Origin of the sequence: Hufsiella arboris (assembly GCF_009834875.1) — a bacterium.
In the GTDB taxonomy this organism is placed as follows: domain Bacteria; phylum Bacteroidota; class Bacteroidia; order Sphingobacteriales; family Sphingobacteriaceae; genus Hufsiella_A; species Hufsiella_A arboris.
In genome coordinates this window covers 1-26,025 of the sequence record NZ_WVHT01000008.1, presented here as the reverse complement: position 1 = coordinate 26,025, position 26,025 = coordinate 1, and the positions used below count along the sequence as shown (strand labels likewise).

The window sequence follows — 26,025 nt, the reverse complement described above, 5'->3', positions numbered from 1 at the left end:
AAAAAAACAAGGACTGCCGAAATCCGCAATCCTCCGCATACCGTATATAATAAACTGTCATACAAACTCTTATGTCTTAAACATATAAACTAATCAAACATTATGAAAACTAAAATCAGCACCCGGAAAACCACTCTGTTTTGTGGAATCATTTTGTGTTTATTGGCTTTAACCGTACCTGCACGGTCTTCGAAAAAAGGAAATCCGAAAAACCATCCACCGGTTTCGAAAAACATTGACAAACTCATTAAAACCAAGTTTAAAAATGTCGAGTTTGGCTTCAACAAATCCTCAGTAGCCGATGCCTATTATGACGAGTTGGATAAAGTTGCAAAATTGCTTATTGAAAACAACGCGTCGCTTAAGGTAAGCGGGCATGCAGACAACATCGGAGCGTACGTCTACAACTGGAATTTATCAAAAACCCGTGCTCAAAGCGTTAAAGCATATCTTGTAAGCAAAGGTGCCGATGAGTCGCGTATCGCGTCAACCGAATTTGGCGACACAAAGCCAATTGCCAGTAACGAAACAGCAACTGGCCGCAAATTGAACAGGCGCGTGGAAATTCAGTTCGTTGAATAACGAACATTTCAATATGGGCTGTCTTTGAATGGCTTTTGCAAACATGAATTTCAGCCGGGCTCATTGCCGCCCGATGGCTAGCCAGTTATTCACTAGCATTTATTGTTTTTATTGGCGTTCATGGTCTCGCTAACGCTTGGCATTGTCTTGAAACAAAAGTTGCCAAAAATTCAAGAGCTTCCCGAAGGCGCCCTTGCCACACAAACCATTCACACAATTTCCTTGCAATACGGGCTGCATTATTAAATGCTGATGCCCTTGCTTGCCCACAACCCACCATTGCAAGGAAATTTCTCCCGGCGCTGACGGAAAGCTCGCGTACTATCAGTGGCACTGAGATATGAACGCCAGTCGGCTAGTGCCAATAATATCGGCAGTTCCGTTAATCAGTAGCAGGAGGCAAACGGTCATAACACCACAGCTCTTTCCGAAGCACGAACCGGCCTTTGAAGATTTGGAAGTAAAGGCCTGCTTTGACTCCGCTCAGCATTTTAATGTTACCGAAATATAGTGGTGGCCTGTCATGGTGAGCGGAGTCGAACCATGCGCAAAAACAATCTATTGAGGATTTACGACAAATGTTCAGCAGCCGCGGCATTTTTGGATACTTTTTTTGCTGTAAAAAAAAGTATCTAGGCCTGCCCGGCCATGATGGCGACTAAAGAAATAAAACAAGATCTAATCATCGCAATATCCTGAGTGAGTTCATGTGAACCTGTTATGGCTTCTCGGAAGATTACATTTTTTGAAACTTCCAATTAAGTGCTTTTGCGCTCTCCTGACTGACGTAATTTACTCAACTAATAACAAAGATCCCGCTTTGCCTGGAACAAAGCAATTAACCAACTATAAGCCTTGCTGTTATTCATACAAAATAAATCCTGCATTAATTTTAATGATCTTCCGCTGTAATTCGAATACTCCTATTCCATTGCTGCTTCCTGACGGATTGCTGTTACCTTCAATAGTGTGTATAAATCCGCCGTCTTCCTTTACCACGATCCCCGTATGGCCCTTACCTTCTCCGTGATTAATGATAAAAATAGAACCAGCCTGAATCAATGAAGGATTATTGGCGGCATCAAGCGCCTTTATGCGTCTGCCGTTCGTATTGTTCCAGTGATCGAGGCAACCACCGGTCTTAAACAATGGATTGGCGACACCAAGACTTTTAGCGGCCTCATTAAAACACCAGTAAACAAAACCTGCGCACCAGAATGATCCGGGCGGGCAGTCGACAGAAGCCAAATATTTATTAACCTGGACGCCCTTATTACTTCCTGGAGGTTCTTCCATTGTTCCGACCTGTGTTTTAGCAACTTTGATTGCCTCTGCAAGTAAATTATTAGGCGGATTCTCTGATACTACTACAGGACTTTTATCAAACAACACGGACCAGGTGATTGCTCCTATTTCGCCATCCATTTCCAGCGGCACACCGTTTTTGTCGCGGTGAGTGGATTGGAAAAGCTTTACTGCAGCCTTCGTTTTGGGCCCGAAGGTACCCGAAAACTGGAAAGGCCCGAGGCCCAGTTCATCCAGCCTCTGCTGAATGGCAATTACAATGTTCTGATCGGTTTCACCCTCTTTTATTACGCGGTTAGGATAATCCATAAGTAATCGTTTTGTGGTTTTTTACCTAAGGTACAGCTACACCGCACACCTATCAATAGCCAATAATAGCCATTGAAACGAGTTTTGCAGAAACCAGCGAAGCTAGCTTGGGTGCCAGTGAATTTACTGGCCCTCACTTCCAAATTTCCGAAGGCCGTTTCTTACTATCAAAAGTCTGAATTCTATGAACGTTCCTCTTGGCAGTGCACCCAACAACCGATCATCAGAAGTCAGCACCAGCCGAAGTACGATCAATCCGCAAGTGCCGGATAGAATTAAAAAAACAGGAGCAGAAAAAAACGTAAAGCACTGCCAAGCCTATAACGCAGTGGTTTTATGTTCAAGGTTGCAAACGCTTTCAATACGCTGTGCCGAATAAAAATAAGCGCTGTGGTTTTTTAATGTGTGTAAGACAATGAGTAAAAAGGCACCTCGGCGGATTGAAAAGGCTTTTGTTTACTTTTGGCCTTTTCAAAAGTAAATGCCTTGCCGGCAGGAGGCTAATGAAAACTTAAACTTTTGGGTACACGATAGGCGTGCCAGCGCGAGGACTTGGACTGAATGGCGGGACTGGAGCAGCCAAACGTGATGCGCGCCCGTTTTCAAAAAGAAAGCCTCCCGCTCCCACCATTGAAATGATTTTAAAGTTCCAATATTTACACTGGCCCCCTCGGCGTGACATTTTGATATTCCCTTAACTCAATGACATCGGCTTACCTGGTTTCAAGTACAATCACTTTATCAGGATCATCGCTGGTAGGCTGCTCAACCGACAGGTTTAACGATTTACCCTGCAGTGAATATTTTACCGGTGCGTTTGTTTTGAGAAGATATGCCTTAGCAACCTTGAATGGCACCTCTTCCAGTGTCAGTGAATTGCCCTTAGGTTTCAAGGGATGAATGTAAACATACTTGCCATTTTGCGTGATGCCACCCCATGATTGTGGTTTTATATAACCTCCCGTCGTTTGATAAATACTGTTTCCATAAGTTTTCAGCCAATTACCCATCCAGTTGATGCGATCGATAAATTCGGGCTGTATCTCGCCGTTTGGCATCGGCCCGATATTTAACAGCAGGTTGCCGCCGTTGCCTGCCGACCGTACAAGCAGGTTCACAATTTGCGCATGCGTTTTATAGCTCGTGTCGACCAGGTTAAAGCCCCAGCTATTATTGATAGTAGCGCAGGTTTCCAGTGGAAGAGCCGATATCTTTTGGAAGCTCAGGCCATGGCTGTTCTCGCCCGGTACATCCTGTTCAAACAGCTGGAAATCCTCACCCGGCAAAGGTGTGATGTGGTGGTTATTCCCAACCAGGCATTGCGGCTGCAACTTATGTATCAGGTCGTACAGTTCACGCGTGTGCCAGTCGAGTTTAACGTCTGTCTCCTTCCTGGTCTTACTTTCCTCGGCCATCTGATCCCAGTAGCCGTCGAACCATATTCCGCCTATTTCGCCATAGTTTGTCAAAAGCTCGGTAAGCTGGTTTTTCATAAACTGAATATAATCGTTCCAGTCGCCATGAACAGTTCTCCCGGTGCCTTGTCCCGTTCTGCCTGTCCAGTATTGGTAATCATCCCGGCGCCAGTCGAGCAAAGAGTAATATAAAAACAGTTTAATTCCCTGCTTATGGCATTCATCGGCCATCATCTTCACGATATCTTTCTTATACGGCGTGTTCATGATATTGAAATCGCTGTATTTCGTATCCCACATGCTGAAACCGTCGTGATGCCTGCTTATTAGCGTGATGTACTTCATACCACCCTGCTTAGCCATCGATACCCATTTAGCCGCGTCGAAATCAATAGGGTTGAAAAATTTCTCCAGCCTGGTATAATTTTTAACGGTGATATTACGGTTGTTCATCACCCATTCGCCATCGCCGGGAATACTAAAAGGCCCCCAATGAATGAACAACCCATATTTGTCGTTTCTAAATTCCTGCCTGGCGCTTTGGTTAGCGGGCGAAGGAGTATACGTCTGAGCCATGCAGAAAGTCATGGACAATAAAAAAAGACCAGCGAAAAGAAATTTCCTGTAGTTCATGGAGGTTATATTGATTAGCTAAATTTAGTAATTCCGGGGAATTAAGCGACAGCGCGCCGCTCCTTCATCCGTTGTGAAGCATAAACTATCCGCCCGCGAATAATCACCTGGTCCAATGAATTTATTACTTTTTCAAAGCCTCTCTGACCTTCGGCGCAATCTTATCTCCAAAAATCTCAATCGATTTCATCATCCTATCGTGCGAAGGGCCTCCCACATCCATATGTGCAGAGAAACGGGTTAACCCAAACATTTCCTGCATAGCAAGAATTTTGTCGACAGCTTCTTCGGCGTCACCTATAACAAGGTGGCCATTCTTACTGCGGCCGATATCGAACTGGTTTTGCTGGTATGGGGGCCAGCCACGGCTTGCGCCCACCCGGTCCATTTGCGCCGAGTATACCGGGTAATAATATCCGGCGATTTCACTGGCATCGGTTCCGAAAAACGAATGCATGTGCACACCAACACGGAACTTGTCCAGATCGTGTCCGTAATGTTCGTAAACTTTTTTATAGTAATCGAACAAGGGTTTGAACTGCGCCGGACTGCCGCCGATGATTGCAAAAACAACCGGTAAACCCAGCCGGCCGGCACGTTCCACTGATTCCGGCGTGCCGCCTACAGCTATCCAGATGTCGAGATTGTCACCAACAGCTCTTGGCAAAACTTGCTGATCATTCAACGGAGAACGGAAAGAGCCTTTCCAGCTGATACGCTCGTTGCTGTTTATTTGTAGTAATAAATTTAATTTTTCTTCGAACAGGGCGTCGTAATCGGCCAGGTTATAACCAAACAACGGAAACGATTCAATAAAACTTCCCCGGCCGGCCATCAGCTCGGCCCGCCCGTCAGACAGCAAATCAACGGTAGCGAAACTCTGGTAAAGCTTAACCGGATCCGAAGAGCTTAACACCGAAACGGCGCTCCCTAATTTGATAGTTTTCGTAACCGTTGATGCAGCTGCTAAAATAACTTCGGGCACAGATACTGCATAGTCGGGCCGGTGATGCTCGCCAATACCAAAAAAATCCAGCCTCAGCTGATCCATCAATTTTATCTCTTCGATGATATCCTGCAGCCTGTTTTTTGCCGCTTGTATTTCGCCTTTTTCGTTATGTGGCAGGTCGCCGAAAAATCCAATACCTAGTTCCATGGTGTTTGTTTGGTGGCAAAGATAGACGGGAAAGGCGGGGATGGCAAGTGGGAAACACTCGGACACGTAAAACTAACGTTATTCCTCAGGATTAAGAATATTTAACAAAAAGCTGTTATGAAACATTTTTTTTCCAATATCGTACAACTTATTAATTGAAAGATTATGAAAAAATTTGTACTTGTAATGTCTTGTGCTCTTTTGGTACTCATCAATTCATGCAAAAGATCAGAAAACGAAACTTTTCCGCACAGTTCAAATAACTCTATTGATTACTCGTCGGTCCAGGATTGGTATAATTCGGAATTGCTTAAGATTAAAACGAATCCGAAATCTCTAAGCCTAAGTGGTCAGTCAAAATACTTACTGAAACCAATATGGCAACAGCAAGATTCTGTTCAATTAAAAAATGGAACGAAGCTGATAATCGTACCTGCGAAAGAATTCAGTTTAGACTCTGCAAACATTGGCTTTCTAAGGGCCTTTGTTTTTCTAAAAAGGGATAACAAAGTTAAATATGGTAGAATAGTTGAATTTTATGGAGATATTAACTTCATTAAACAAAATAAAAAGCTACTACTTTCATCGTTCAACTATACACAAATAACTGGTTTTAACGGAGCCATCATCACATACGATATAAATTACAGATACTTAAGAGGAAGACAATATAAATACGGATTAATGACAGGCGCTGCAAGTATCCAAAAGGGAGTTTTGCCAGCGTCCAGTATAAAAAGCACTTCACAAAGGCACAGATATATAACTCTTTGTGGTGAATCCCAAACATCTGCATGTTATGACGTATTTTGGGTAACAGATCAAGGTAGAAACTGGGAGTATCTGTATTCCTTTTGCGATAATTGCGGAGAAGGTGGTGCTGGTTCGGGCGGTAACGGTGGCAATAGCCCTGGTCCAACTTACACTGTTGGACAATTCGGATTGCCTCAGTCTCCATATGATGGATTGACTTATACGTATACTTATCCAAACGGAAGAACAGTTGAATTTACTTATAACGCGCAGTTTAATGCTTGGCTATTACCTGAAGTTCAGGCTCTTTCAGACCAAGGGTATGATTTTCAATCCGGGCAAACATTCGGAGGAAAAGTTTTGACCGCTGTGGCCATAATAGCGACCCCTACATTATCTGTTCCGATGGTCTTAATTGGTGTAGGCATTATAGCAACCATATATATCTATGAAGCCAGTACTTATTATAATGCGACAAAAGACAACAAAGACCTTGATCAATGCATAAATATGTATACTGCATGTCGAACTAACAGGCCTTTTAATATACCATGCGACGATTGTTTACAGTATTGCCGGTCCAATGGCTACTGGGATTTTAACCGATGTCCGGACATTTATATACCGGGTACTTCACAATCTCAATAACTACTATGGAAGTAAAAAATAATATAAGCGATGAGTTCAATACATTGATTGACAATATTGTGGAGTCAAAATACCATGTCGATAATATTGTTATCCTGGAAGAGTTTGAAAAACACAATTTAGCCAGGCATGATTTTAAATCAATTGCATATAAACTACAAGCCTGGAAAAGTACTATTTATGAGGAAAACAAGCTTTATAAAGAAGCAATGCTAATTAATTATGACCTGCTTAATACCCTGTCAAAAACCGACTATTTATACCCAATAATTTTAATAAGAATATTAGCTATCGTTGACACGATCAAAATTGAATCTGAATTCACCGAAGATGATATCTTGCTTAAAGTGAAAGAATACTTACTTGACCGCGAAACAACGGAGTCTAAACTGGAATTGTTAAATACCTACCTTTCAAAAACGGTGTCTGTATTTAAATCAGACGTAAACGAGTTTAATATATTGCTTGAAAAGTTAAAATCGCAATATCAAATTGCAATCGCTGAAGCAGATCTAAAGGACATGGTAAATGAAGCCTATATAAAATTTAAGCAGGCTGGAAATTCCTTAACTCATATTGTTGCACAGTCCGGTGAATTAACAGATAAAATTCATTCTTTAAATCGTTTCATTGAAACCACTGAGGTAGGATTCTTTCGAAATGCTGCGTTAAATTATAAACACAACCTAGAAAAGAACATAGAATAAGTATTCATCTCATCGCCCGCGTTTGAAACGCGGGTGCCGGAGATATGCGATTGTATCGAACTAATTTATTAGTCTTTGATCTTGTCAGATTTTTCTGAATCTCACCCCGACCAAACCCAAACCTCTCCCGCTGTTCGGGATGTTACGCTTGCGCATCCCGAACCTCTCATAAAGGCGGGTTTGCAACCCGCATCTCCTGATATCCATCCTTAATAACTACAAGTTCAGTTGCTTTTGACAGATCCACGACATACTCGCACCTCCATGCTCAATTTCCCTGGACGCCGCTTCAGCGCTTTAAGCTTCCGGCAGCGAAGCATATAAAGCAGGCCGTCCTTCGCTAACAGCGGAATAACCTGCTGCCACAACCTGGTAATGGCTTCAGCAATGGCAGGTAATTGCTCGTGTGATTCATCCTGGGCATACAGTTCTTCATACAAAGCAGCCAGGATATACATGCTGAAACAAAGGCTGTTCAATCGCTGCAGGCTACGGCCGATTTCCAATTCATGGCAGTCATGCTCACGAATGATGAAGCGCTTAACGCGCTTGATACGGCCGCTTTCGCCGGCGACCGCAATACAGGGAACCAGCAGCGGCGGAAAACAGGACGACTTGCCGAGCGGAAATACGAGACAATAGCATAACACATACGCTTTCAGCACGGAAGCAAACAAACCGGTGACGGGCACCATTCCGGCCTGTTTAATCTTCCGGCACATGTACCATAGGGTTTTCGGTTGAATTCGAACCAACTGGCAAGGCCGAAAATACCTGCTCCTGCACGTTCTCTTTTGCCGTTTCATCCTCCAGCCTGTTATGGCAAAGCGACTTCAGGGCGGCAAAGAATCCGCTAACCCGCTTAAATAAAGACTGCGCATCTTCATCGTTTATCTCGAAGGCATCCTTATAACGGCAGTCCGAATAGCTTTTCATGAGCATGCGGAACAGGCGCTGATCTTCTGGCAGCTCACGCGGAAAATAAGCGGCCGATTCAGAAAAGCATTCCGTGAGCTCCAGCAGGCGGGAAAGGTTATGCGTATCAGCACGGTAAGCCATAAACAGCCGGATCAACGCCAAACAAGCCTGCTCCACCACCTGGTGCAGCAAAAACAGGCAGGCCGCATAATGTTCTTCATACAGGCTTTTTTCCGCAGCCGTTAAAAAGCTCGAGGCCATTTCAAGGCGCTGGTAAGCATTACTGCTGCACTCCGCCAGGTTTGTTTCGAAATTTTCTTCCGGGTAATCAAAGCACAGGCACAAGCCGCTGGACGAATACAGCTGGAACCCGTACCGGCAAACGCTTGTAAAGAACAGGTTGCCTCGGGCAATGCCCTCCCCGACTGTTTCTTTTCCATGAGCAAGGATCGTCAGTTTGCCATTTCTATAACGATGATCCACAAACTCCTGTACCTCATGTTCAATACGTGCGTTTTCTTTCGTGATCAGCAGGAGAAAATAATGGCAGCTCTCAGAATTCACATGCGAGGCGAAGCAGCCGGCGGACTGACGTTGCCTATTCTTATACCCGAAACAAATAATGCCCTCTGGCTGGTAACGGTTCGCCAGTAAGCCGGTGATTTCCTGTAAGCTCTTGTATTGCAGGATGCTGAGTGTAAGTGGATGACCATTCATAAGCCGGACTTTAAATTCGTTCACCCAAAGTTTGCCAGGCAAAGCCCGGTACCCTACTCAAAGCATAAGTATTTTACTTATCTTCATCACTGTTTTACTCAACGCTAAATCGTATATATTTGAACTATGGAAACAACAGCTAGACCTCATATCGGAAGAAAGATCAGCCGCATTCGCGAACTGCGGGGGATGAAACAGGACGTCCTGGCAACGGAACTCGGGATCAGCCAGCAAACTATCTCAAGGATTGAAGCAAGTGAGACTGTTGAGGAAGATATGCTGAAGAAGATTGCGGGTGTGCTGGGAGTAACAACTGAGGCTATCGAGAATTTTAGTGAAGAAGCTGTATTTAATTATTTCAATAATTTCCATGATCACAGCAGCGGTGACTTCCGTCAACATTGTACATTTAATCCTTTAGATAAAGTCATTGAGCTATATGAGCGATTGGTGCAGGCGGAAAAGGATAAGATCACATACCTCGAAAAGCTTTTGAGAAAATAGAACCGATGCCTAGGCATTTTAAAATTCTATCTTAAAAATCTTTCCGATTTCAGAACACATTGTTTATGGCACCATTTAAAATCATCTGCTACTTAATTTATTACTAAAATCTCAGAGGTTAATTTAACTAACGAAATGTAGTAAACTTGTGTATTGGCTAGACAATAGATTACAGGTATTCTAAAGAAATCGAGACATGTACTTAACCGACATTAATCACTTTGGACCATTTTCTTCTGACGTATGGGGAACTGTCGGCGACTGGTCAATAGTTACTGCTACAGTTGTTACCGGCATAATTATTTTTAAAACGTTAAGGCTACAATATAAATCCGATCAACTGCAAATAGAGCGAAATGATGTTGATGTAATTTTCATGTTAATCAATCAATTGGAACAAGACTATAGTAACTATTCTATAGTGCTTAAAGAGACTCGTGTCGGTATGCCGTCAACTGAAAAAATAATGCATGGTTATATCGCCATGTGTAATTATTTTGAAATAATCGGCGAGAATGATGAGCAATATATTGTAAACTACTTAAATTCTGATCGCGATACCGACAAATTGTTATCAGTAATTAGATCATTTAATTTAGTTAAGAAAAAGATTGCAATATCCACGATATCTAATTCAACAAAAATGTTATTTGAAAAGAAACTTGAAATTTTTTATTCAGCTAAATTCAGTTATCCATTAAATTGTTTACTTAAAAACTTTACAGAGGCCGATAATCAAGTAATTCTAGAGATAAAACGATTCAAAGATGAAAATAGTCGAATCAAGTAATCATAGGCCGTTTAAATATAGCAAGGAATTCAAAAGCATTATAAGTTGTCTTTTGAACTCGTCGTGTACGCTCGGGATGGAGGGCTAAAATTTCGGCAACGCGAATCTTCGAAGCAGCAGTAACGATGATCCGTTCATTTGCGATCAAGCGTTTACTAACCGAAAAAATGTGAGTCATTACGAAAAGAACTAATATCAAAATAATTTAAATCGACATAATGGGAGTAAGCGAATGGTTCACTGTATTCAGTCTTGTTTTAGCGGTTTATGCATTATACTCGTCGGACGAGCGGGCCGTTATAAGGTTGAAATTAGGTAGCTACGATCCATTTTTGCTTTTGTTCACAATTTTAACCATTTTAGTGCTTATAAAGTATGATGCCTTATTGATACACTTTCGGGCATTAAATGCTTTTCGAATAGCAAGTGGCTTCCATTCAAACAATTGGGCACTTCTTATTTTGCTTATTCTTTTTAGTTATTTCGGATGGAAGTTGTATAAAATACCAAACCAACTCCCCAAAACAGAACTGATAAACCTCTACAGAAAGATTATGAGGCGAAACTTTGACCGCTTTTTTAATCTATTTAATAAATACGAACTAAGGGCAAGTGATAAAGAATATTTTGATAGTTATAAAACTATAATCTTTGATCCTGTCTTTATCGAGTCCAATACAAATGATCCATATTTTTATATAGAGTATCTTGGTATTATTGACAATGCTTCCTTTGCAATATTTTTCAAGCATTTAATCAACAATAATAATTCTATTTTCTATAAAGAATTAAGGTCTAATAATGATTCATACTTAGTTAATGAGGACAATGTTCTGTTATGGAAATTGCTGCATGAAAAGCCAGCAATGCTTATTCAGATCGGTGGTTTAAAAATTATCAAAGATTGGTATCTCGTTCATTTACAAAATGAAAAAATAAAAGGATTTCAAAGCCTTTATAATCAACAAACAGATCAGATTATCGATGATCTTGAACTTCACTTCCCGTTGTACCTTCACATTCTTTTTATTCAGTTGCTATATCAAGAATCAATAGCACAGAAAGTCGATATGGACACTGTGGCTAACCACTATGGAAATATGCAGAGCATTTTTTCAAACATGTTGGAAAAGTGTATAGAAGGAATAGACAGCTATAATTATTCCTCTATTCAAGCTTCCGAATACCCAACAAATTATCACTTCTTAATAGGAAAAATATTTGATGTGACAGAACAATGGATCAGATCGTTCAACAAAGATAAAAGCTATGTTTCTAATAGCAGTTATGTTGGTTTTTTTCCATTGTGCATGCGACTGTGCATTAACGAATTAATAAAAGGACTGAAGGTAAATGTGATTAGTATGGACTTTTTGTGCCGAATGATCCATTATCACTTGTTGGCTATTTACTATATGCATGATCTGAAAGAACCTATTAGAAAAGAAATAGAAGACACCTGTATTGCTGAGCTCCCGGCTGAAATAATAGAACCCTTATTTGATTATAGCCTCGATGAAGAATATGCGCTAAGTTTTAACAGTTTTGCTGCAGGTGACTTTAGTCACCCCCATCCTGGTGATAGTGGCCGTGAAGATATAATAATTGAACGGCTTTATAAAGTACTAGTAAGGAACAATTTGATACGGCAAACTGAGTGATGGATTTGATTCTGATTTTAGCTTACTTTTAGCTTCTCGGCTGGCTAGTATAGAGTAAACATGAAGCTCGACCTAAACCGACAATTACCTTTCTAAAATTTCCATTTTCAGACATTTCGATTTACTTGAGTTATTTAGCTTATTGTTCTTAAACGGGTTTGACAGCAAAGTTGGTTTTGTTCCTAATTAATCGACGGCCTAGTATAAAAGAAAAAAATTTGTTTCCTTAAGAGCAAACACAGATCAAGGATATTGCAAGAATAAGTATATACACGCTAAATTAATAACGTGTTTTTTCAATATCGACCTTAATGCTTTGCATATCAAGGTAATGTCGGCCTGCTACATTTCTAAGTTCTCTCGCAATAAATCCTTCTGTCGCTACAACCAATAATTGTTTCCCTCTTGCTCGCAATAGCGTTAGAGCTCGTTCAAAGTCACCATCTCCACTTACCAACACAGCCATATCGTAATGATCAATCGTGTTAAACATATCAAGTACTATTTCAATGTCTAAATTTGCCTTCCGTTTTGTAGCTCCAGTTCTAGTGTCATAGATTGTTTTAATTTGCTTAGAGACAAGCGAATAACCCATTGTAGGTAACGCATCAAGAAATGCTTGTTGCTTAGCTTCAGGCGGTGCGTCTTGCCCAATGTAGTAAAAGGCCTCATTGATCTCCCCTTTTGTACCGATAAAATCAAGTAATTTCTTAGGGTCAGCAAACCATTGAAGTTTTTGCTTTTGCATGAAGAAGAAATTTGCTCCGTCAACAAATACTGAAATTCTCATTGTCTGTTTGTCAAGTATGGTAAATAAAATTTAATGAAGTGATTAAATGTTTTATTGAACTTTATTTCAACAAGCCAATCACTGTAACATATGGCTTATTACTAAGTACCTAAGATAAATTGTTTAGCAGTGGTAAAGCGGCTGAGTTACATCTTGTGTACAATGTGTGCTGATTCAGTGAATTTTTTAAAGTTTACAAGTATTAGTATATGAACCATTTGAGAAAAAAGCCCTTGCTGGTGCGAGCTTGCAGCTCGTATCTTTTCGTTTAATATTCAAGCTGGCTTACCAAAACTTCCATAACTGCCAATAAACGCGGAGATTCTTCCTTCTCCTCCTACACAACCTACTGCACTTCAAAATGACAATTAGTAAGGTAGTTGTATCTACTGGTTGCTATTGCGGGTATTGAATCTGTAAACTCATATCAATATTATTGAAAAACGTGTAAACTTTTTCAGAACGTCACCCCGTCAGACGGCTATCTGCAAGCTGCCTGAGCCGTCAGACGGGTGATCCCAACTCACCCCCCTTGCTGATGCGAGCTTGCAGCTCGTATATTCCTATCACATATTTAATCCAAAAACAAAGGCTGTTTACCGGCAAAACTTCCATTGCCGTTAGAAGTGGAATAATCATTAATAAAATGAGTCTCTCGACCCTAAGAGAGAAACTCTATTTTATTATCGACTTTTGTATAGTGGTGAGCGAATCTGTAATTAAATCGCTTGAATTAAGACACACTTACTATATTAAATGCCACTAAGCCGTTCCTTTGATGTACGCGTTTGAAAAAAGTATGTCCAAGGGTGCATTACTATTATAATTTAAATCACTTAATGAATAACTCTAGAATTATCGAGCGAATCAATTTTACAATTGAAAAAGGTACTGAAATATATAAAAACTTGAGTAAATCAAATATTAGTGATGCAGTGAGGTTTGGTCTTTATTCTCAATTTAGTTCGTTGACCTATTCTACTTTAATTTCAGTTGTTGGTAAAGAGCACATTTACTATAAAGAATTTTCAAAACATGAAAGTCATTCCCAATTTCTTCATATAAAAGCTGGTATCGCCATTCTTGAAAACCTAAAATATGAATTAGTTAACGGTTGGCTTGAGACTTACAAGCAGCTAATATCAGCGGAAATTTTCTCCGACTTTCTTGAAATGTCTGAATATTTTTTATCCGAAAATTATAAGGACGCTGCAGCTGTAATGATTGGAGCGGTATTGGAAGAACATATGAGGCAATTATGCAACAAAAATTCAATATTATATGAAGTAAATAAACAAGGTAAAATCGAATCTAAGAAAGCAAATCTTTTAAACGACGAATTAGCAAAGGCATCGGTCTATAGCACCATTGACAAAAAGAATATAACAGGATGGCTAGGCCTTCGAAATAGTGCCGCTCATGGAAAATATGATGAATATTCAAAAGGGCAGGTTGAAGTAATGTACTCCGGCGTTTCTGAATTTATTGCGAGAATAAATTGAAATCTTAGTCTGGCCTTAAGCTTAAGTGCGATAGTGTAAAGGTTAGCTTAATGCCGTATATAATTAAAGTTTACAACTTCATCTAAAAAAACTAAGCCAATGAAATGGAGCTTTTGACGATTTGATATTTTGTACTTGATGACAGAGTTATGAAAGTTGTAACCTTTCTTCTAGTGAATGGGCTAAGTTAGTCTTAGCTCAGGCCGGCAAATTGAAACTTGAGGCCAGGATTGGGACCTTGAGCAGGTATCGAGTAACCAAATAAAATTTCAAGTCATGTATTAACGTTTGCTAAAAAATTGCACGGGACGCTATTTTCTGCTTAATCATTAATATTGAATTAATTTATCGTTGTTTTTCTTTAAATTTAGCTTCGACGACCAATTCACTAATGTAACACGATGGTATAATTAGTCAAAAATATGTCAGAGGTTCTTCAATTAACCGATTTTCTACAACAGCTAGCAATTATGGTCAGTGACATGATTAAAAAAGTTGATACAAGCTCTAAGGCAATACATGGTTTTACGCCGAACCGACCGTTGTTAAAACAAGAAAAGTATTTACTTGACTGTTTCTTAGCGTCAGCTGAGTTAGAAGATCTTATAAAACAACTAAATACTTCAGGGTATCTCTTAGCTAATTTTAGAAACACAAACACCTTAAAAAAAAATAATATATCAAGATTTGAATATATAATATATCATATTGAAGGTCATTTATTAAGAGTCACTGGAGTGATTGACCGCCTATTGATTTTAGTAAATCATGTATTACAAATTGGCTTGGCTAATTTTTGTTGCAAACCACATTTCATGTTAAAGAATAAGAAAAATAAAAAAGCATTACATTCCGCCGAAATAGAAAAAGTGCCGTTATTACATGAATCGTTATTTAAACTTTCGGCATTCGTCGATCAATTTAGAGATGAGAGAAACAGTATAGCTCATAGTAAAAAAATTACGTATCAAGACTTGAGAGAAATTGAGTTGTATCATTTGCTTATACAAACTTCAACAAATCCTAAAATTGATAAATTAAAAATTGTATCTAAGCGGAAAACCGATATTAAAGTAAGCGAATATAAAGAAGCGATGCTGAAATGTAATCAAGAAATCAAGGACTTGATAACTCCTATTTACGGGATATTGTTAGATCAATTTCACAAAAGGCATTTTGAACTGACTCAAGTTGCGTAGCAATTAAAGAATCTGCCGCATCTTTCAACAACATAAAATTCAAAAACCAAAAACTAATTTATACCAACCCCGCTGTTCGAAGTGTTCAGCGCAGCGTCACTTCGAATGATAAATAAAAAGGAGTCTTTCGACTCCAAATTATACTCGTATTTGCAACACTATAAAAGCTGTTTCTACAGATTATTTCGCAAACGCCAATAAACGCGAAGATTCTTCCTTTTCCTATATTTCCTGTTTAAATAGAAGGTATGTTAAATTACTTTTATAACGAGTACTAAATCATAGCTCTTGCAGGCAATTCTTTACTTACCAGGTTTTCAAACTCATCAGCCCTGCAAAAACCCTTTGTTTTTTTGTTCAAGCTTATCATTTGAAGAAACCCCTTATTAACCAATCCTTCCAAGTCAGTTCTTGCAGTTTGATTAGAAACAATCATTCGGTTTTCGATCTCCTTCACACTGAATAAAAGATTTGGTTCCTCATAAATCCATTTCATAATAATAGCCTGCCTTTCGTTTACACCGTCGATTTTCTGAAAATTTATGATCTGTTTTTTTTCACTTATTTTTCTTTCAATATAATCTTTCAAGCTACTGTACGCCAGCTGCATGGTTTTCAGATTGTAATTGATAAAGTAGGTTAAATCATTGCCGTCAGTCTCCGTGTATAAGTAGGCCTGAGCATACTGATTTTTACTTTTCATTATAAGCCTTGAAATAGATAGGTATTCGGTCAGCCAATAACCCTTTTTTAATAGATACCAGTAGAATAAAGTTCGCGCTGTTCTTCCATTTCCATCGGTAAAAGGGTGGATATACCCGATCATAAAGTGAATAATGCAGCCTTTAATGATGGGGTGTATAAATTCATTTTCATCCTGATCATTAAAAAAAGTTATTAATGCGTCGATCAATTCAGGAACTTCCGTGTATTTAGGTGGAATGTGGACAATCTCGCCATCCAGGCTGTCGATTACATTAATATCATTATTGTCCCGGTATACTCCTTCATCACCGGCGTCATCCATCGTTTGATTTACAATCAACTTATGAATTGTAAGGAGCTTATCTTTGGTTAAAGGCTCGCCCTGAATATTGACAATATGATTGATTGTATTATAATTGTTCACAATCATTTGCTCGGACTTCGTTTTAGGCTTGATGTTTTTACGTAGCATTTCTTTGGCCTGCTTACGTGTTGTAACTGCGCCCTCAATCTGACTTGACGCAATCGCTTCTTCCATTATCGAACTTACCAGATACCTTCTTTTATCGTCTTCAGGTATGATACTTTTAGCTCCAAGATTACCGCCAATATTTAAATCAAATTCATGTAAGCCTCTTTGGATGTTATTGGTTAAGTTATAGCTAAATTTATGGGACCCAAATCCTACTTTTTTCGCATTAACTACCCTGCTAAGTTTTACTGCAGCCCATAATAGTTCAGGCGTTTTTACTATTTCTGTTTTATAATATTTTACTTTATCCCAATAATAATAATTCTCATTTAGCTTATTCACTAAGCTCTCAACCTGTTCATCAAATCTTATTTGCATCACCTCTTCAAAGAGATCTTGTTTATACCATTCCGGAGCGAATTCTAATTTTTTCATTGACTTAAACTACAAGGCGTAAGCAATATTCTGTGCTAATATTTCCTAATAATAGCAAAATTAGGAAATTATATCAATATAATATTTCCCAATATATTCCGAATTAGGAAATATTGGTCTTTTTATATTTTAAGAAGTGTAATACAGCATCCTTATAACGACTCTTGATGGTGTTGTTGGCAGTTCGGCTTGCAGCTACCGCTGTTCGAAGTGTTCAGCGCAGCGTCACTTCGAATGATTAATAAAAAGGAGTCTTTCGACTCCAAATTAAATTCATATTTGGAACGCCGTAAAAATGTTTTCTGCTGATTTTTTCGCAAATCCAATAAACGCGGAGATTCTTCCTTTCCCTGCATATTCCTTCGCACGTCAGAATGACAAAGATGGGTCAATTCGTGCTGGTGAAACTCTTAGCGCCTGTGCAAATGCGCGGCCCAACTCGAGCCTCTGCCCGTCCAAACTCTGGCAAAAGCCACCTAGCCCGTTCCCGCATACTGCACGGACCAGTCCGGATGACCGTAAATTATATTCGCCGACCAATTCTAAATAAACCCCGGCAAGAATCCTAACTGCTGTAAACAAACCTGGCCTGTTTTGACAGCTTACTCTTAGCACGTTCCAAGTCAGCCGTTGATTCATCGGCGTCCTCTTTATCCAGCGAATACGCATAAGCCTTTTGGTAATAATTAATGGCAGCGCTCCAATTCTGATTTTTCTCTTCAAGCAGACCTAGCTGCTGGTAAATCAGTCGTTGGCCTACACCTGCCACTTCCATCGCCTTAAATGCTATCTGCTTCGCTTTCTTTTGCATATTGAGGAAAACAAGAAGCTTTATAAAATCCGTATATACATCCGGGAAACCGGGATCTAACTTTATACACTCACTGAAATAATATCCTGCGGCCTGGTAGTCTTTGATGTAATAATAGTTGATGATACCTATTTGAAAATAGGTACGTGCATAAGCAGTATCAGCTATCAAAAGTTCGTTGAACAACCGGAGCGCTTTGGCGGCTTCACCATACCTTAGCTCTTCAGTTGCCTGGATGTATCGTTCTTCTATCGTACAATAAATATCCATATTCATTTGTCATTTAAAATCTCTAAAATTTTCACAGCGGCCCTCTGATCACTTTAACCGGATTTCCCCGTTCCAGGGAAAGATGTTTGTTCCGGGTATCATGCCTTAGCTGCGAAGCTTGTTCATTTTGCAGCGCTTCTAATTTTTGCGCTAATCGTTTCAGCGCTATACTTTTGTTTTCGAGCTGGGAACGGGTGTCCGCCACCCGGATTTGAATCCCGGTGTGCTGATGCGTTACCCTTACAGCGCTTTCAACTTTGTTTACGTTCTGCCCGCCGGGACCGGAAGCTCTAAATGTTTCAAACGTTACCTCCGATTCATTCCAGCTTACCGGCGCTCCATTTTCCAGGATTTCCACCCCTACGAACCAGTTCTTGCGCTTATGTGCGGGCCGGTAAGGGCTCGCCGCAATCCATTGTACCGTGCCCTGCCATTCGTTCATAAAGACCTCAGGAACAAATCCTTTAAACCTGAGTGTACAAGACTGGAGAGCGCCTGTCTTTTCTGCAGGTATCTCATCCAGTATTTCCACCTGCAAGTCCAGCTTGCGAGCCTGCGCTATCAGAAGTTCTCGCACTTTGTATACTGCCCGGCAGCATTCCAATGGCCCGCTACCGGCGGTGATTAAAAATATTTTCTCTTCCATTATGTTAGTCTTTACTCATTCTTACAATTTTGGGATAGAAAACACCTTCCGTACTTACGAGAGCTTTCTGCGCGTGCATCACTTTCTCGATGTCTTTGTATGCCCGGGGATTTTCGTCGATGTTTCCTCCGATAAGCGTTACCCCGGCTTTTGACAAGAGCTGTTTCATGCCCGAACCCGTCATACTGTCTTTGGCTTTCTGCCGGCTTAGGGCACGCCCAGCACCGTGAGCAGCAGAGTAAAGCGAAGTTTCAATACCAAGCCCCCTTACCAGGTATGCCGGAGCAGTCATACTGCCGGGTATGATTCCCAATTCACCTGCATGTGCGGGCGTAGCGCCTTTGCGGTGGATAATTACCTCTTTACCATCGGGCAACCGATCTTTCCAGGCGAAATTATGGTGATTTTCCACTTTAGCCAGGATTTTAAGTCCCAGGTCTTTCAGCACATTGATGTGTATCCTATCATGGCAAGCCTTAGCATAATCGCCTGCTAAGTTCATAGCCTGCCAGTATTCTGCTCCGGCTTCAGAGTCGAGGCTTAACCACGCCAGTTGCCTGGTATTATTAGGAAGTTTACAACGTTCCATCGCGATGGCGGTATATTCTTTAGCGATAGCAGCACCCAGGCCGCGACTACCGGAATGGGAAAGCAAAGCCAGGTATTTGTTTGCCGGCAAGCCAAGGCTATTGCCTTCATAAAGCATGATCTCACCAAATTCTACAAAGTGATTCCCGTTCCCGGAAGTACCTAATTGTCTTGCCGCCTTTCCGTGCAACCTGCGAAGCAATGGCGTCGATCTGAATAAGGGATGCTCTAAAACCTCGTGTTCCTGCCTGAATCCCAAGCCCCCCTCCATACCAAAATGCGTGAAATTCCGAAGCGCCTGCTTTAGCTGAAAATCATACCGCTGCAGGTAGCTGTCGCTTGCATCCAGTATGGAAAGCCTCATCCGGCAACCGATATCCATGCCAACGCCATATGGAATTACCGCATTATCTGTGGCCAGCGCTGCTCCTATCGGCAATCCGTAACCACCGTGTGCATCGGGCATCAATGCGCCTTGTATGCTAATTGGCAACGACATAGCAAGTTCCATCTGCTTAATTGCATGGTCATCAACGTGCATGGCGCCGTACACTTTAAATGCTGCCGGCTTATCCAGCAGAGAAAAATAGCTTGGTTTTATTCTATCCTCACCTCCGGCGAAAACCTGGGCTATCTTAGCTGTTCCTTCATTAGCCAGAAAGTCCTGCGGCCTATCTTTTATCTGAACAAGAATTTCCAGCTTCTCATCTTTCGAATGGTATTTGAAATGCTTGTTGAATACCGATGCAACAAGGCTCCTTGCCGTATTATTTGTATAACTTATTTTGGTTAAATCTTTTGTTTTTATTGAATTGTCCATACAGGATCTTCATTGCGGATAGCCCACAGCTATCCTCTTTTTTAATTGTTATTGAAAATTGATTTTAATGAAGATAATTCATCCGGGACCGGATATACCTTTCGGCAATGCCTTGCATCAGCAAACTACTCGTAATACAATAAAGGTATTGAAGCTAGCTAACCAGCTGGATCGAAAGGGCTATATGTGAATAAATGAAGTCATAATTCCTAAGTATTTGAGATTGATTAAGGAATTGGCTGCAAAAGTATAAATAAAATTTACTCTTCAAAGTTAAAAGTGAAAGGTCATGAAAGTTTATTAACTCACTGTCTGAGTTCAAGTAGCGCAACCTGCAGAACCAGATGGTTTAGTGTCCGGCGGGACCAATAAATCTCTATGAACCAGATTCTGCTGGTTGCCTTGCACGTTGCACCCCCTGCTGTTCGAAGTGTTCAGTGCAGCGTCACTTCGAATGACCAGTAAAAAAGAGTCTTTCGACTCTGGTGCTACCGACTGTCTAAGAGCCGCTTAAATCTTTACGGAACCCAGGCCTCCGTCCGGCTATTAAGGCCCGCGTGACGTCCTTTGAATCAAGGGTTCATTTTACTAAATTCGTGAACCGTATTTTCATCTTAATTAATTGATTTACAATGATCTGATGCTGATATTTATGCTAACCTATCACGATGAGAATTATGCGTAAATTTAGTATCGGAAGTCAATTGGGAATTTCGCAAGCTTATTAATTAATATGGTTCAAAATAAGGTCCAGGTCAATGGCAAAACGCTGGCGATAAGGATGAACGGCACTGGTGAAAAGGCTATTTTTTTTATACATGGAGGTTCGATGTCTTCAAAAACATGGCTTGCACAACTGTCAGACCATGAGTTATCAGCAAACTACCAATTAATAGCTATAGATCTTCCGGGGCATGGCAATTCTCAGTGGTTCCATGAACCCGATGAGTACACATTGAAAAAGCTTGGCAATTTAATTCGGCAATTAATCGAACTTGTTAAGCCCGGCGAGTTTATTTTAGCAGGACTTTCTTACGGAACTAACGTCATCGGTGAAATATTACCCCCGCTAAATAATTGTAAAGGCCTTGTGCTAACTAGTCCATGCATTATTAACAATCAGCTTCCGCCGGAAGTTGTTATCACCCCGGGGCCTTTTGGTCATCTGATAATAGCTGCTAATCCTCCCGAAAATGAGCTTAGAGATTATATTAACTATGCAACAAGTAATAAAGACGTCGCCGAAAGAACTTATAAAAGCTACAGAAATACCGACCCGGCGTTCCGGCAAGCAATTGGCAATGTAACCGCATCTGCCGGATGGTCTGACGAATTAAATAACATTGAAAACTGGAACGTTCCTGTTTGCGTGGTTTTCGGCACAGACGAAAAATTGGTAAAAACGAATTACCTCGACACTTTTTCTCCCTTATGGAATGGAAAAGTTTACCGGATTGTGCATTCTGCTCACATAATCAACGAAGAAAATCCTGCTGTTTTTAATCAATTACTAATTGATTTTGCTGCTGCGGTTTTCTAAATGATCCCTTTCATATAAGCATGGCGGATCAGCTCTGCAACATTCCTGGTATTTGTTTTTTTTAGTATTTTTTTTCGGTGGTTTACAACCGTATTCTCACTGATGAATAGTTTACCAGCAATTTGTTTACTGCTTAGCCCATCGGCCAGGCGTCCCACTATTTCTCTTTCCCTTTTTGAAAGTTTGGATTCTTCCGGTTCGGGATAATAGTAATTGGTCAGCAGATTAGTATAATTACATAAACCGCCTTCATTCGTCTTCTTATCTATGGAAAAGATCATGGAGGTGTCTTTTTTAAGTGGTGAAATATCGGCTATAAAAGCTATGCCATAATGAGGTTGTTTGGACTTTGAATCAGTGATATAGCTGCCTTGCTGAAATATTTGCATCCATTTGCCGTCTACACGTCTTGACCTGTATGAATAGGTAAAGAGGTATGAGCTATGTTCCTCTTGCGCGTTGTTACACAGAAACTCAGTCGCCTGGCCAAAAATCATTTCGTTATATATTTTAAAATCATCTTTTTGAAATATATCAATGACGAAGTCCAGTCCATTTTCAATTACATCTCTTGGATCGTATCCGGTCATATTTTTAAACGGTCCGTTCAGCGCGACATGCCGGTGCTGGGTATAATCGATTACCTGGATACATCCCTTAAAAGGTAACAAATATTGAGGTATCGACTCAGCCTGCCTCAATAGTTGCAGCACCTCCATGCAATCTATATCCTTTGGAGGATAATACACATCGCTTAGCAGATCCTTATAGGTGACAATTTTTTTTGAGGCCATAACGGCATTTATAGTTGTGATAGAAACCATAAAATGTCAGGAAAGACATCAAGATAAAAATACTAAAAATAGCCGGAAAAGGCTATTGATTGTCGACGAATTGAACGGGAAATTTAAACAACGATTTCAAAATTCTATTGAAAAGGGCAAACCAAAAATTCTTTCCAAATGACACTGATCAAAGTTATTCTTCACAAAAAAAAATGGCGATCTATTCTTAAAGGTTTAGCGGTATTTCTAATATTTCTGTTTGTCTCGTCTTGCAAAAAAAAGGGCGATATAACAGATCCCGTTATTAATAAGCTCGCACCATCAGTAACTACTGCGACCGCATCTGTTGAGGGAGCGACCTCTGCAACCTGTGGCGGAAATGTTAGCTCAGATGGTGGCTCACCAATAACTGCGAGAGGAGTTGTATGGTCTACGAGTGCCAACCCGGATATTACTTTAACAACCAAAACAACTGACAGCACGGGTGTTGGAAGCTTTAGCAGTAAAATTACCGGTTTAAACCCAAATACTACTTATTACGTTCGCGCATTTGCTACGAATAGTAATGGTACAGCATATGGCGCGCAGGTGGATTTTTCAACTACGGCGGGTGACGTTTATATCGCGGGGTATCGCTATAACAATACTACAGGATGGAAAATTCCGATGATTTGGAAAAATGGAGTAGCCGCTGCTCTTGTAGATGTTAACAGCCAGGATGGTGTTGCCAATTCAGTTTTTGTTTCAGGAACAGATGTTTATGTTGCGGGTTTAAAGGCGGCCAATGCTGTAGTTTGGAAAAATGGGGTGAGTACTGCTCTTCCATATGTTTACAAGTATCAACCAGTAGCCAATTCAGTTTTTGTTTCGGGGGCAGATATTTATGTGGCGGGGGATGGCGGAAATGGTCCGACAGTTTGGAAAAACGGGGTAGCCACGGCTCTCTCAACTAACTACTATGCTATGGCAAATTCCATTTTTGTTTCAGGATCAGATGTTTATGTAGCGGGACTGGAGCGGCAGGATACCCAAAAGTATCTTGTTGCAACAGTTTGGAAAAACGGCGTAGCAACTGCTCTTACTGGTGACACCCTCGGAAGTTGGGCCAATTCAATTTTTGTATCAGGATCAGATGTTTATGTATCTGGATATGATAGTAGTGGCGCTAAGATTTGGAAAAATGGTGTGTCAACTGCTCTTTCAAACAGCAACCTCTTTTCAACTGCGCTTTCGGTTTTTGTTTCAGGAACAGATGTTTATGCGGCGGGACTAGAAAAGATTGCTGATAAACAGGTTGCAAAGATTTGGAAAAACGGAGTGGGTACTGCTCTGACAGATGGCACCCGCAATGCAGTAGCTACTTCAGTTTTTGTTTCGGGAACGGATGTTTATGTAGTAGGATTTGAGAATAATGTCGCAGGAATCAAGGTCGCAAAAATCTGGAAAAATGGAATAGCTACCTCTTTAACAGACGGTAGCAATGACGCTGAGGCAACTTCAATTTTTGTAAAATAAAACATTGTTTTGGCTCAACAAGCAATAACCTCAATCTCAAAAAGCAATAAATTAACACTATGAAACGCTTTATCTGGTTCATCATTTTTTTGTGTTCGATCGTAAAAATTGGTTTTTCACAAGAAGCAATTGGAAAATATTATAAACTAAAGGTTGAGCATCAAATGCAAGAGTGCACAATTAACGGAGATACTTCAGGTTTTATAAAAAAAGAGCTTTTAAAAGACGCGATATTTACCGTAGTCAATAAGGTGGATGATAATTATGTAGTCAGATTTTGGAATTGGGGTAATGCCAGAGAAATAGAAGAGGCAAAAAAGAAAAAGACAGGCTCAGCATCAAAAAGTGCAATGCTTGTTCAAGATAAAACAAATTCAACGTCTCAGGACAAAATTGTATCATACAATTTTTCCCAGGACGAACAAGGAAACTGGCACCAGCGTTATTTTATAATACCCATTAGTGACTTAACGGTTTTGGCCGCCGAACGCGAAAATGCCTGGTCGCCTGCAGTTGGAGTAGCCACTTTACCTTTTAAAGCGAGAGGTGGGACGGCAGATTTCACTAAGGATGTTTCGATCAGCGGAATAGGTGGATTTAAGCATAGAGGACTATTTAAATGGTTCCCCAATACAGATTGGAGTACATTGTTTGGAATCGGTATAGCATCGGTAACATTAGATAGTTCAAATACAAATAACACTATAAAAAAAGCCGGCGATTTTGCCGCGATTAGCTTATCGATAGGAGAAGTCATTGAATGGAAAAAACTTCAGATTGGATTGTTCATCGGTTGGGACAACCTTAAGGCAAGTGATGTAAATGGCTGGAAATATCAGGGAAAAACTTGGTGGGGAATAGGAATTGGCTTTTCAATATTTTCTGAAAGTTCTCCTGGCAAGGAAGAGACAAATAACGTTCACTAATCGAAATCTTCAAACCTTGCTGGTTTAAATGTTCGCAGGATGTTTTACCGGTACTGAATACGATACTCTGGCTTCAGAGCAAACGGCGCAATGGCTAGCTTGATACTGCTTATAATTGAAGTTTACAACGTCATCTCGAAGATCCTTCACTCGCCAACTCACTTTCTAAACAGCACAGCGTTCAGGATGACAAAGCATTCAAAGTCAATCCTTAACACAAGGTCTACCCTCCTTATACAAGTCTTAAAAAAATAAAAAATACCGCTTTTTTTAATACCTTTTCCAAAGCCACCTTGAAGCCGTCTACAAGCCGCCTACGCACTGAAAAAAAATCTCCTGTTTATACCTTCCGGTCGTTGAGTTTTAAACCATTTCTAAAAGAAAGATTCTCTGTAATTATAACCGTAAGTTCTTATTTACCTGTGGTCGGTGTTATCACCGTACCACTAAATGTGTTCTTTGTAATGAGTAATCAGTGCATCATCTTGGTTGCAATAATAATACTTAGGCGACGAAAGCTTGTATTGCTCAGGCGAATCACATAAGCCGGCTTTAACAGGGTTATTATGGATATATCTAACTTTCCCTTATAGTCGGTGTTATCACCTACCATTATCAACTGCACAGCCGCAGTATGGTGAACCCCTTTGCGGTGCGAGCTTGCAGCTTGTATCTTTTCATCACCTATTAATTAAAGCTGGCTCTGCTAAAACTTTCACACTGCCAATAAACGTGGAGATTCTTCCTTCTTCTCGCACACAGCCTATTGCACGTCAGAATGACAATGAACTATTAAGTCAGTGTGCATCGACAGATTATTGATACGGGTAATTGAACCTGTAAACCCATAACAGCATTATTGAAAAACGTGTAAACTTTTTCAGAACGTCAACCCGTCAGACGGCTGATCTGCAAGCTGCCTG

General features: G+C 40.4%; 23 protein-coding genes. 12 read left to right on the top strand and 11 right to left on the bottom strand.

Translation table 11 applies throughout. The features are described from left to right. Positions 1 to 102 precede the first annotated feature (102 nt). Positions 103 to 582, top strand: a complete 480-nt coding sequence (locus tag GS399_RS15940; RefSeq protein ID WP_160845650.1) for an OmpA family protein — start codon at positions 103 to 105, stop codon at positions 580 to 582. A gap of 861 nt (positions 583 to 1,443) precedes the next feature. Here GS399_RS15940 and GS399_RS15935 read toward each other — a convergent pair. The 3 genes from GS399_RS15935 to GS399_RS15925 all read right to left on the bottom strand — a co-directional run bounded on the left by GS399_RS15935 (position 1,444) and on the right by GS399_RS15925 (position 5,400). Then, positions 1,444 to 2,196, bottom strand: a complete 753-nt coding sequence (locus GS399_RS15935) for a CHAP domain-containing protein (protein WP_160845649.1) — start codon at positions 2,194 to 2,196, stop codon at positions 1,444 to 1,446. A gap of 713 nt (positions 2,197 to 2,909) precedes the next feature. Then, positions 2,910 to 4,244, bottom strand: coding sequence for an alpha-L-fucosidase (locus tag GS399_RS15930; RefSeq protein ID WP_237487970.1), 1,335 nt, complete (start codon positions 4,242 to 4,244; stop codon positions 2,910 to 2,912). Between the two features lie 124 nt (positions 4,245 to 4,368). Continuing rightward, positions 4,369 to 5,400: an LLM class flavin-dependent oxidoreductase gene (locus GS399_RS15925; protein ID WP_160845648.1), complete on the bottom strand. Its 1,032-nt coding sequence runs from the start codon at positions 5,398 to 5,400 to the stop codon at positions 4,369 to 4,371. 165 nt (positions 5,401 to 5,565) lie between these two features. Here GS399_RS15925 and GS399_RS15920 point away from each other — a divergent pair, with 165 nt between their 5' ends. Both GS399_RS15920 and GS399_RS15915 read left to right on the top strand, forming a co-directional pair. Then, positions 5,566 to 6,801 carry a hypothetical protein gene (locus GS399_RS15920; protein ID WP_160845647.1) on the top strand — a complete coding sequence of 412 codons (1,236 nt, stop codon included), beginning with the start codon at positions 5,566 to 5,568 and terminating at the stop codon, positions 6,799 to 6,801. 5 nt (positions 6,802 to 6,806) lie between these two features. Then, complete coding sequence (locus GS399_RS15915; protein WP_160845646.1) at positions 6,807 to 7,508, top strand: hypothetical protein; 702 nt, start codon at positions 6,807 to 6,809, stop codon at positions 7,506 to 7,508. Positions 7,509 to 7,732: 224 nt separating this feature from the next. Here the strand turns inward: GS399_RS15915 and GS399_RS15910 are convergent, their stop codons facing one another. Next, positions 7,733 to 8,230: a hypothetical protein gene (locus GS399_RS15910; protein WP_160845645.1), complete on the bottom strand. Its 498-nt coding sequence runs from the start codon at positions 8,228 to 8,230 to the stop codon at positions 7,733 to 7,735. Then, entirely contained in the window at positions 8,214 to 9,143 is a 930-nt protein-coding gene (locus tag GS399_RS15905; protein ID WP_160845644.1) for a HEPN domain-containing protein, read from the bottom strand. The genes GS399_RS15910 and GS399_RS15905 overlap by 17 nt, the downstream gene beginning before the upstream one ends. 126 nt (positions 9,144 to 9,269) lie before the next feature. Here GS399_RS15905 and GS399_RS15900 point away from each other — a divergent pair, with 126 nt between their 5' ends. The 3 genes from GS399_RS15900 (at position 9,270) to GS399_RS15890 (ending at position 12,098) form a co-directional block, all read left to right on the top strand. Then, a complete protein-coding gene (locus GS399_RS15900; protein ID WP_160845643.1) occupies positions 9,270 to 9,647 on the top strand; it encodes a helix-turn-helix domain-containing protein in 378 nt (125 codons plus the stop codon). A gap of 196 nt (positions 9,648 to 9,843) precedes the next feature. Beyond that, entirely contained in the window at positions 9,844 to 10,437 is a 594-nt protein-coding gene (locus GS399_RS15895) for a hypothetical protein (protein WP_160845642.1), read from the top strand. A 218-nt stretch (positions 10,438 to 10,655) separates the two neighbouring features. Beyond that, positions 10,656 to 12,098: a hypothetical protein gene (locus GS399_RS15890; protein WP_160845641.1), complete on the top strand. Its 1,443-nt coding sequence runs from the start codon at positions 10,656 to 10,658 to the stop codon at positions 12,096 to 12,098. Between the two features lie 280 nt (positions 12,099 to 12,378). On the opposite strand, the gene GS399_RS15885 is transcribed toward GS399_RS15890, so the two are convergent. Beyond that, positions 12,379 to 12,888: a LabA-like NYN domain-containing protein gene (locus GS399_RS15885; RefSeq protein WP_160845640.1), complete on the bottom strand. Its 510-nt coding sequence runs from the start codon at positions 12,886 to 12,888 to the stop codon at positions 12,379 to 12,381. 839 nt (positions 12,889 to 13,727) lie between these two features. Between GS399_RS15885 and GS399_RS15880 the strand changes: the two genes are divergently transcribed. Together GS399_RS15880 and GS399_RS15875 are read left to right on the top strand one after the other, a co-directional pair. Next, positions 13,728 to 14,390 carry a hypothetical protein gene (locus tag GS399_RS15880; protein WP_160845639.1) on the top strand — a complete coding sequence of 221 codons (663 nt, stop codon included), beginning with the start codon at positions 13,728 to 13,730 and terminating at the stop codon, positions 14,388 to 14,390. Between the two features lie 422 nt (positions 14,391 to 14,812). Continuing rightward, complete coding sequence (locus GS399_RS15875; protein WP_160845638.1) at positions 14,813 to 15,589, top strand: Cthe_2314 family HEPN domain-containing protein; 777 nt, start codon at positions 14,813 to 14,815, stop codon at positions 15,587 to 15,589. Positions 15,590 to 15,863: 274 nt separating this feature from the next. Here GS399_RS15875 and GS399_RS15870 read toward each other — a convergent pair whose 3' ends face one another. From GS399_RS15870 to GS399_RS15855, 4 genes are all read right to left on the bottom strand, one after another. Continuing rightward, positions 15,864 to 17,201, bottom strand: a complete 1,338-nt coding sequence (locus GS399_RS15870) for a Fic family protein (RefSeq protein ID WP_160845637.1) — start codon at positions 17,199 to 17,201, stop codon at positions 15,864 to 15,866. Positions 17,202 to 17,766: 565 nt separating this feature from the next. Further along, a complete protein-coding gene (locus tag GS399_RS15865) occupies positions 17,767 to 18,282 on the bottom strand; it encodes a tetratricopeptide repeat protein (protein ID WP_160845636.1) in 516 nt (171 codons plus the stop codon). A 31-nt stretch (positions 18,283 to 18,313) separates the two neighbouring features. Continuing rightward, positions 18,314 to 18,928: a peptide chain release factor H gene (prfH, locus tag GS399_RS15860; protein WP_160845635.1), complete on the bottom strand. Its 615-nt coding sequence runs from the start codon at positions 18,926 to 18,928 to the stop codon at positions 18,314 to 18,316. A gap of 4 nt (positions 18,929 to 18,932) precedes the next feature. Beyond that, on the bottom strand, positions 18,933 to 20,336 hold the full coding sequence (locus tag GS399_RS15855) for an RtcB family protein (protein WP_160845634.1): 1,404 nt from the start codon (positions 20,334 to 20,336) through the stop codon (positions 18,933 to 18,935). Between the two features lie 67 nt (positions 20,337 to 20,403). Here GS399_RS15855 and GS399_RS21000 point away from each other — a divergent pair, with 67 nt between their 5' ends. Further along, positions 20,404 to 20,526 (top strand): hypothetical protein, encoded by a 123-nt coding sequence (locus tag GS399_RS21000; RefSeq protein ID WP_255491695.1) that lies wholly within the window; start codon positions 20,404 to 20,406, stop codon positions 20,524 to 20,526. A gap of 543 nt (positions 20,527 to 21,069) precedes the next feature. Then, complete coding sequence (locus GS399_RS15850; RefSeq protein WP_160845633.1) at positions 21,070 to 21,876, top strand: alpha/beta fold hydrolase; 807 nt, start codon at positions 21,070 to 21,072, stop codon at positions 21,874 to 21,876. Here the strand turns inward: GS399_RS15850 and GS399_RS21035 are convergent. Further along, entirely contained in the window at positions 21,873 to 22,670 is a 798-nt protein-coding gene (locus GS399_RS21035; RefSeq protein ID WP_160845632.1) for a helix-turn-helix domain-containing protein, read from the bottom strand. The two genes, GS399_RS15850 and GS399_RS21035, sit on opposite strands and share 4 nt — an antisense overlap. 168 nt (positions 22,671 to 22,838) lie before the next feature. Between GS399_RS21035 and GS399_RS15840 the strand changes: the two genes are divergently transcribed. Then, entirely contained in the window at positions 22,839 to 24,176 is a 1,338-nt protein-coding gene (locus GS399_RS15840; protein ID WP_160845631.1) for a PQQ-binding-like beta-propeller repeat protein, read from the top strand. A gap of 59 nt (positions 24,177 to 24,235) precedes the next feature. Then, complete coding sequence (locus GS399_RS15835; RefSeq protein ID WP_160845630.1) at positions 24,236 to 25,102, top strand: hypothetical protein; 867 nt, start codon at positions 24,236 to 24,238, stop codon at positions 25,100 to 25,102. The last annotated feature ends 923 nt before the right edge of the window (positions 25,103 to 26,025 follow it).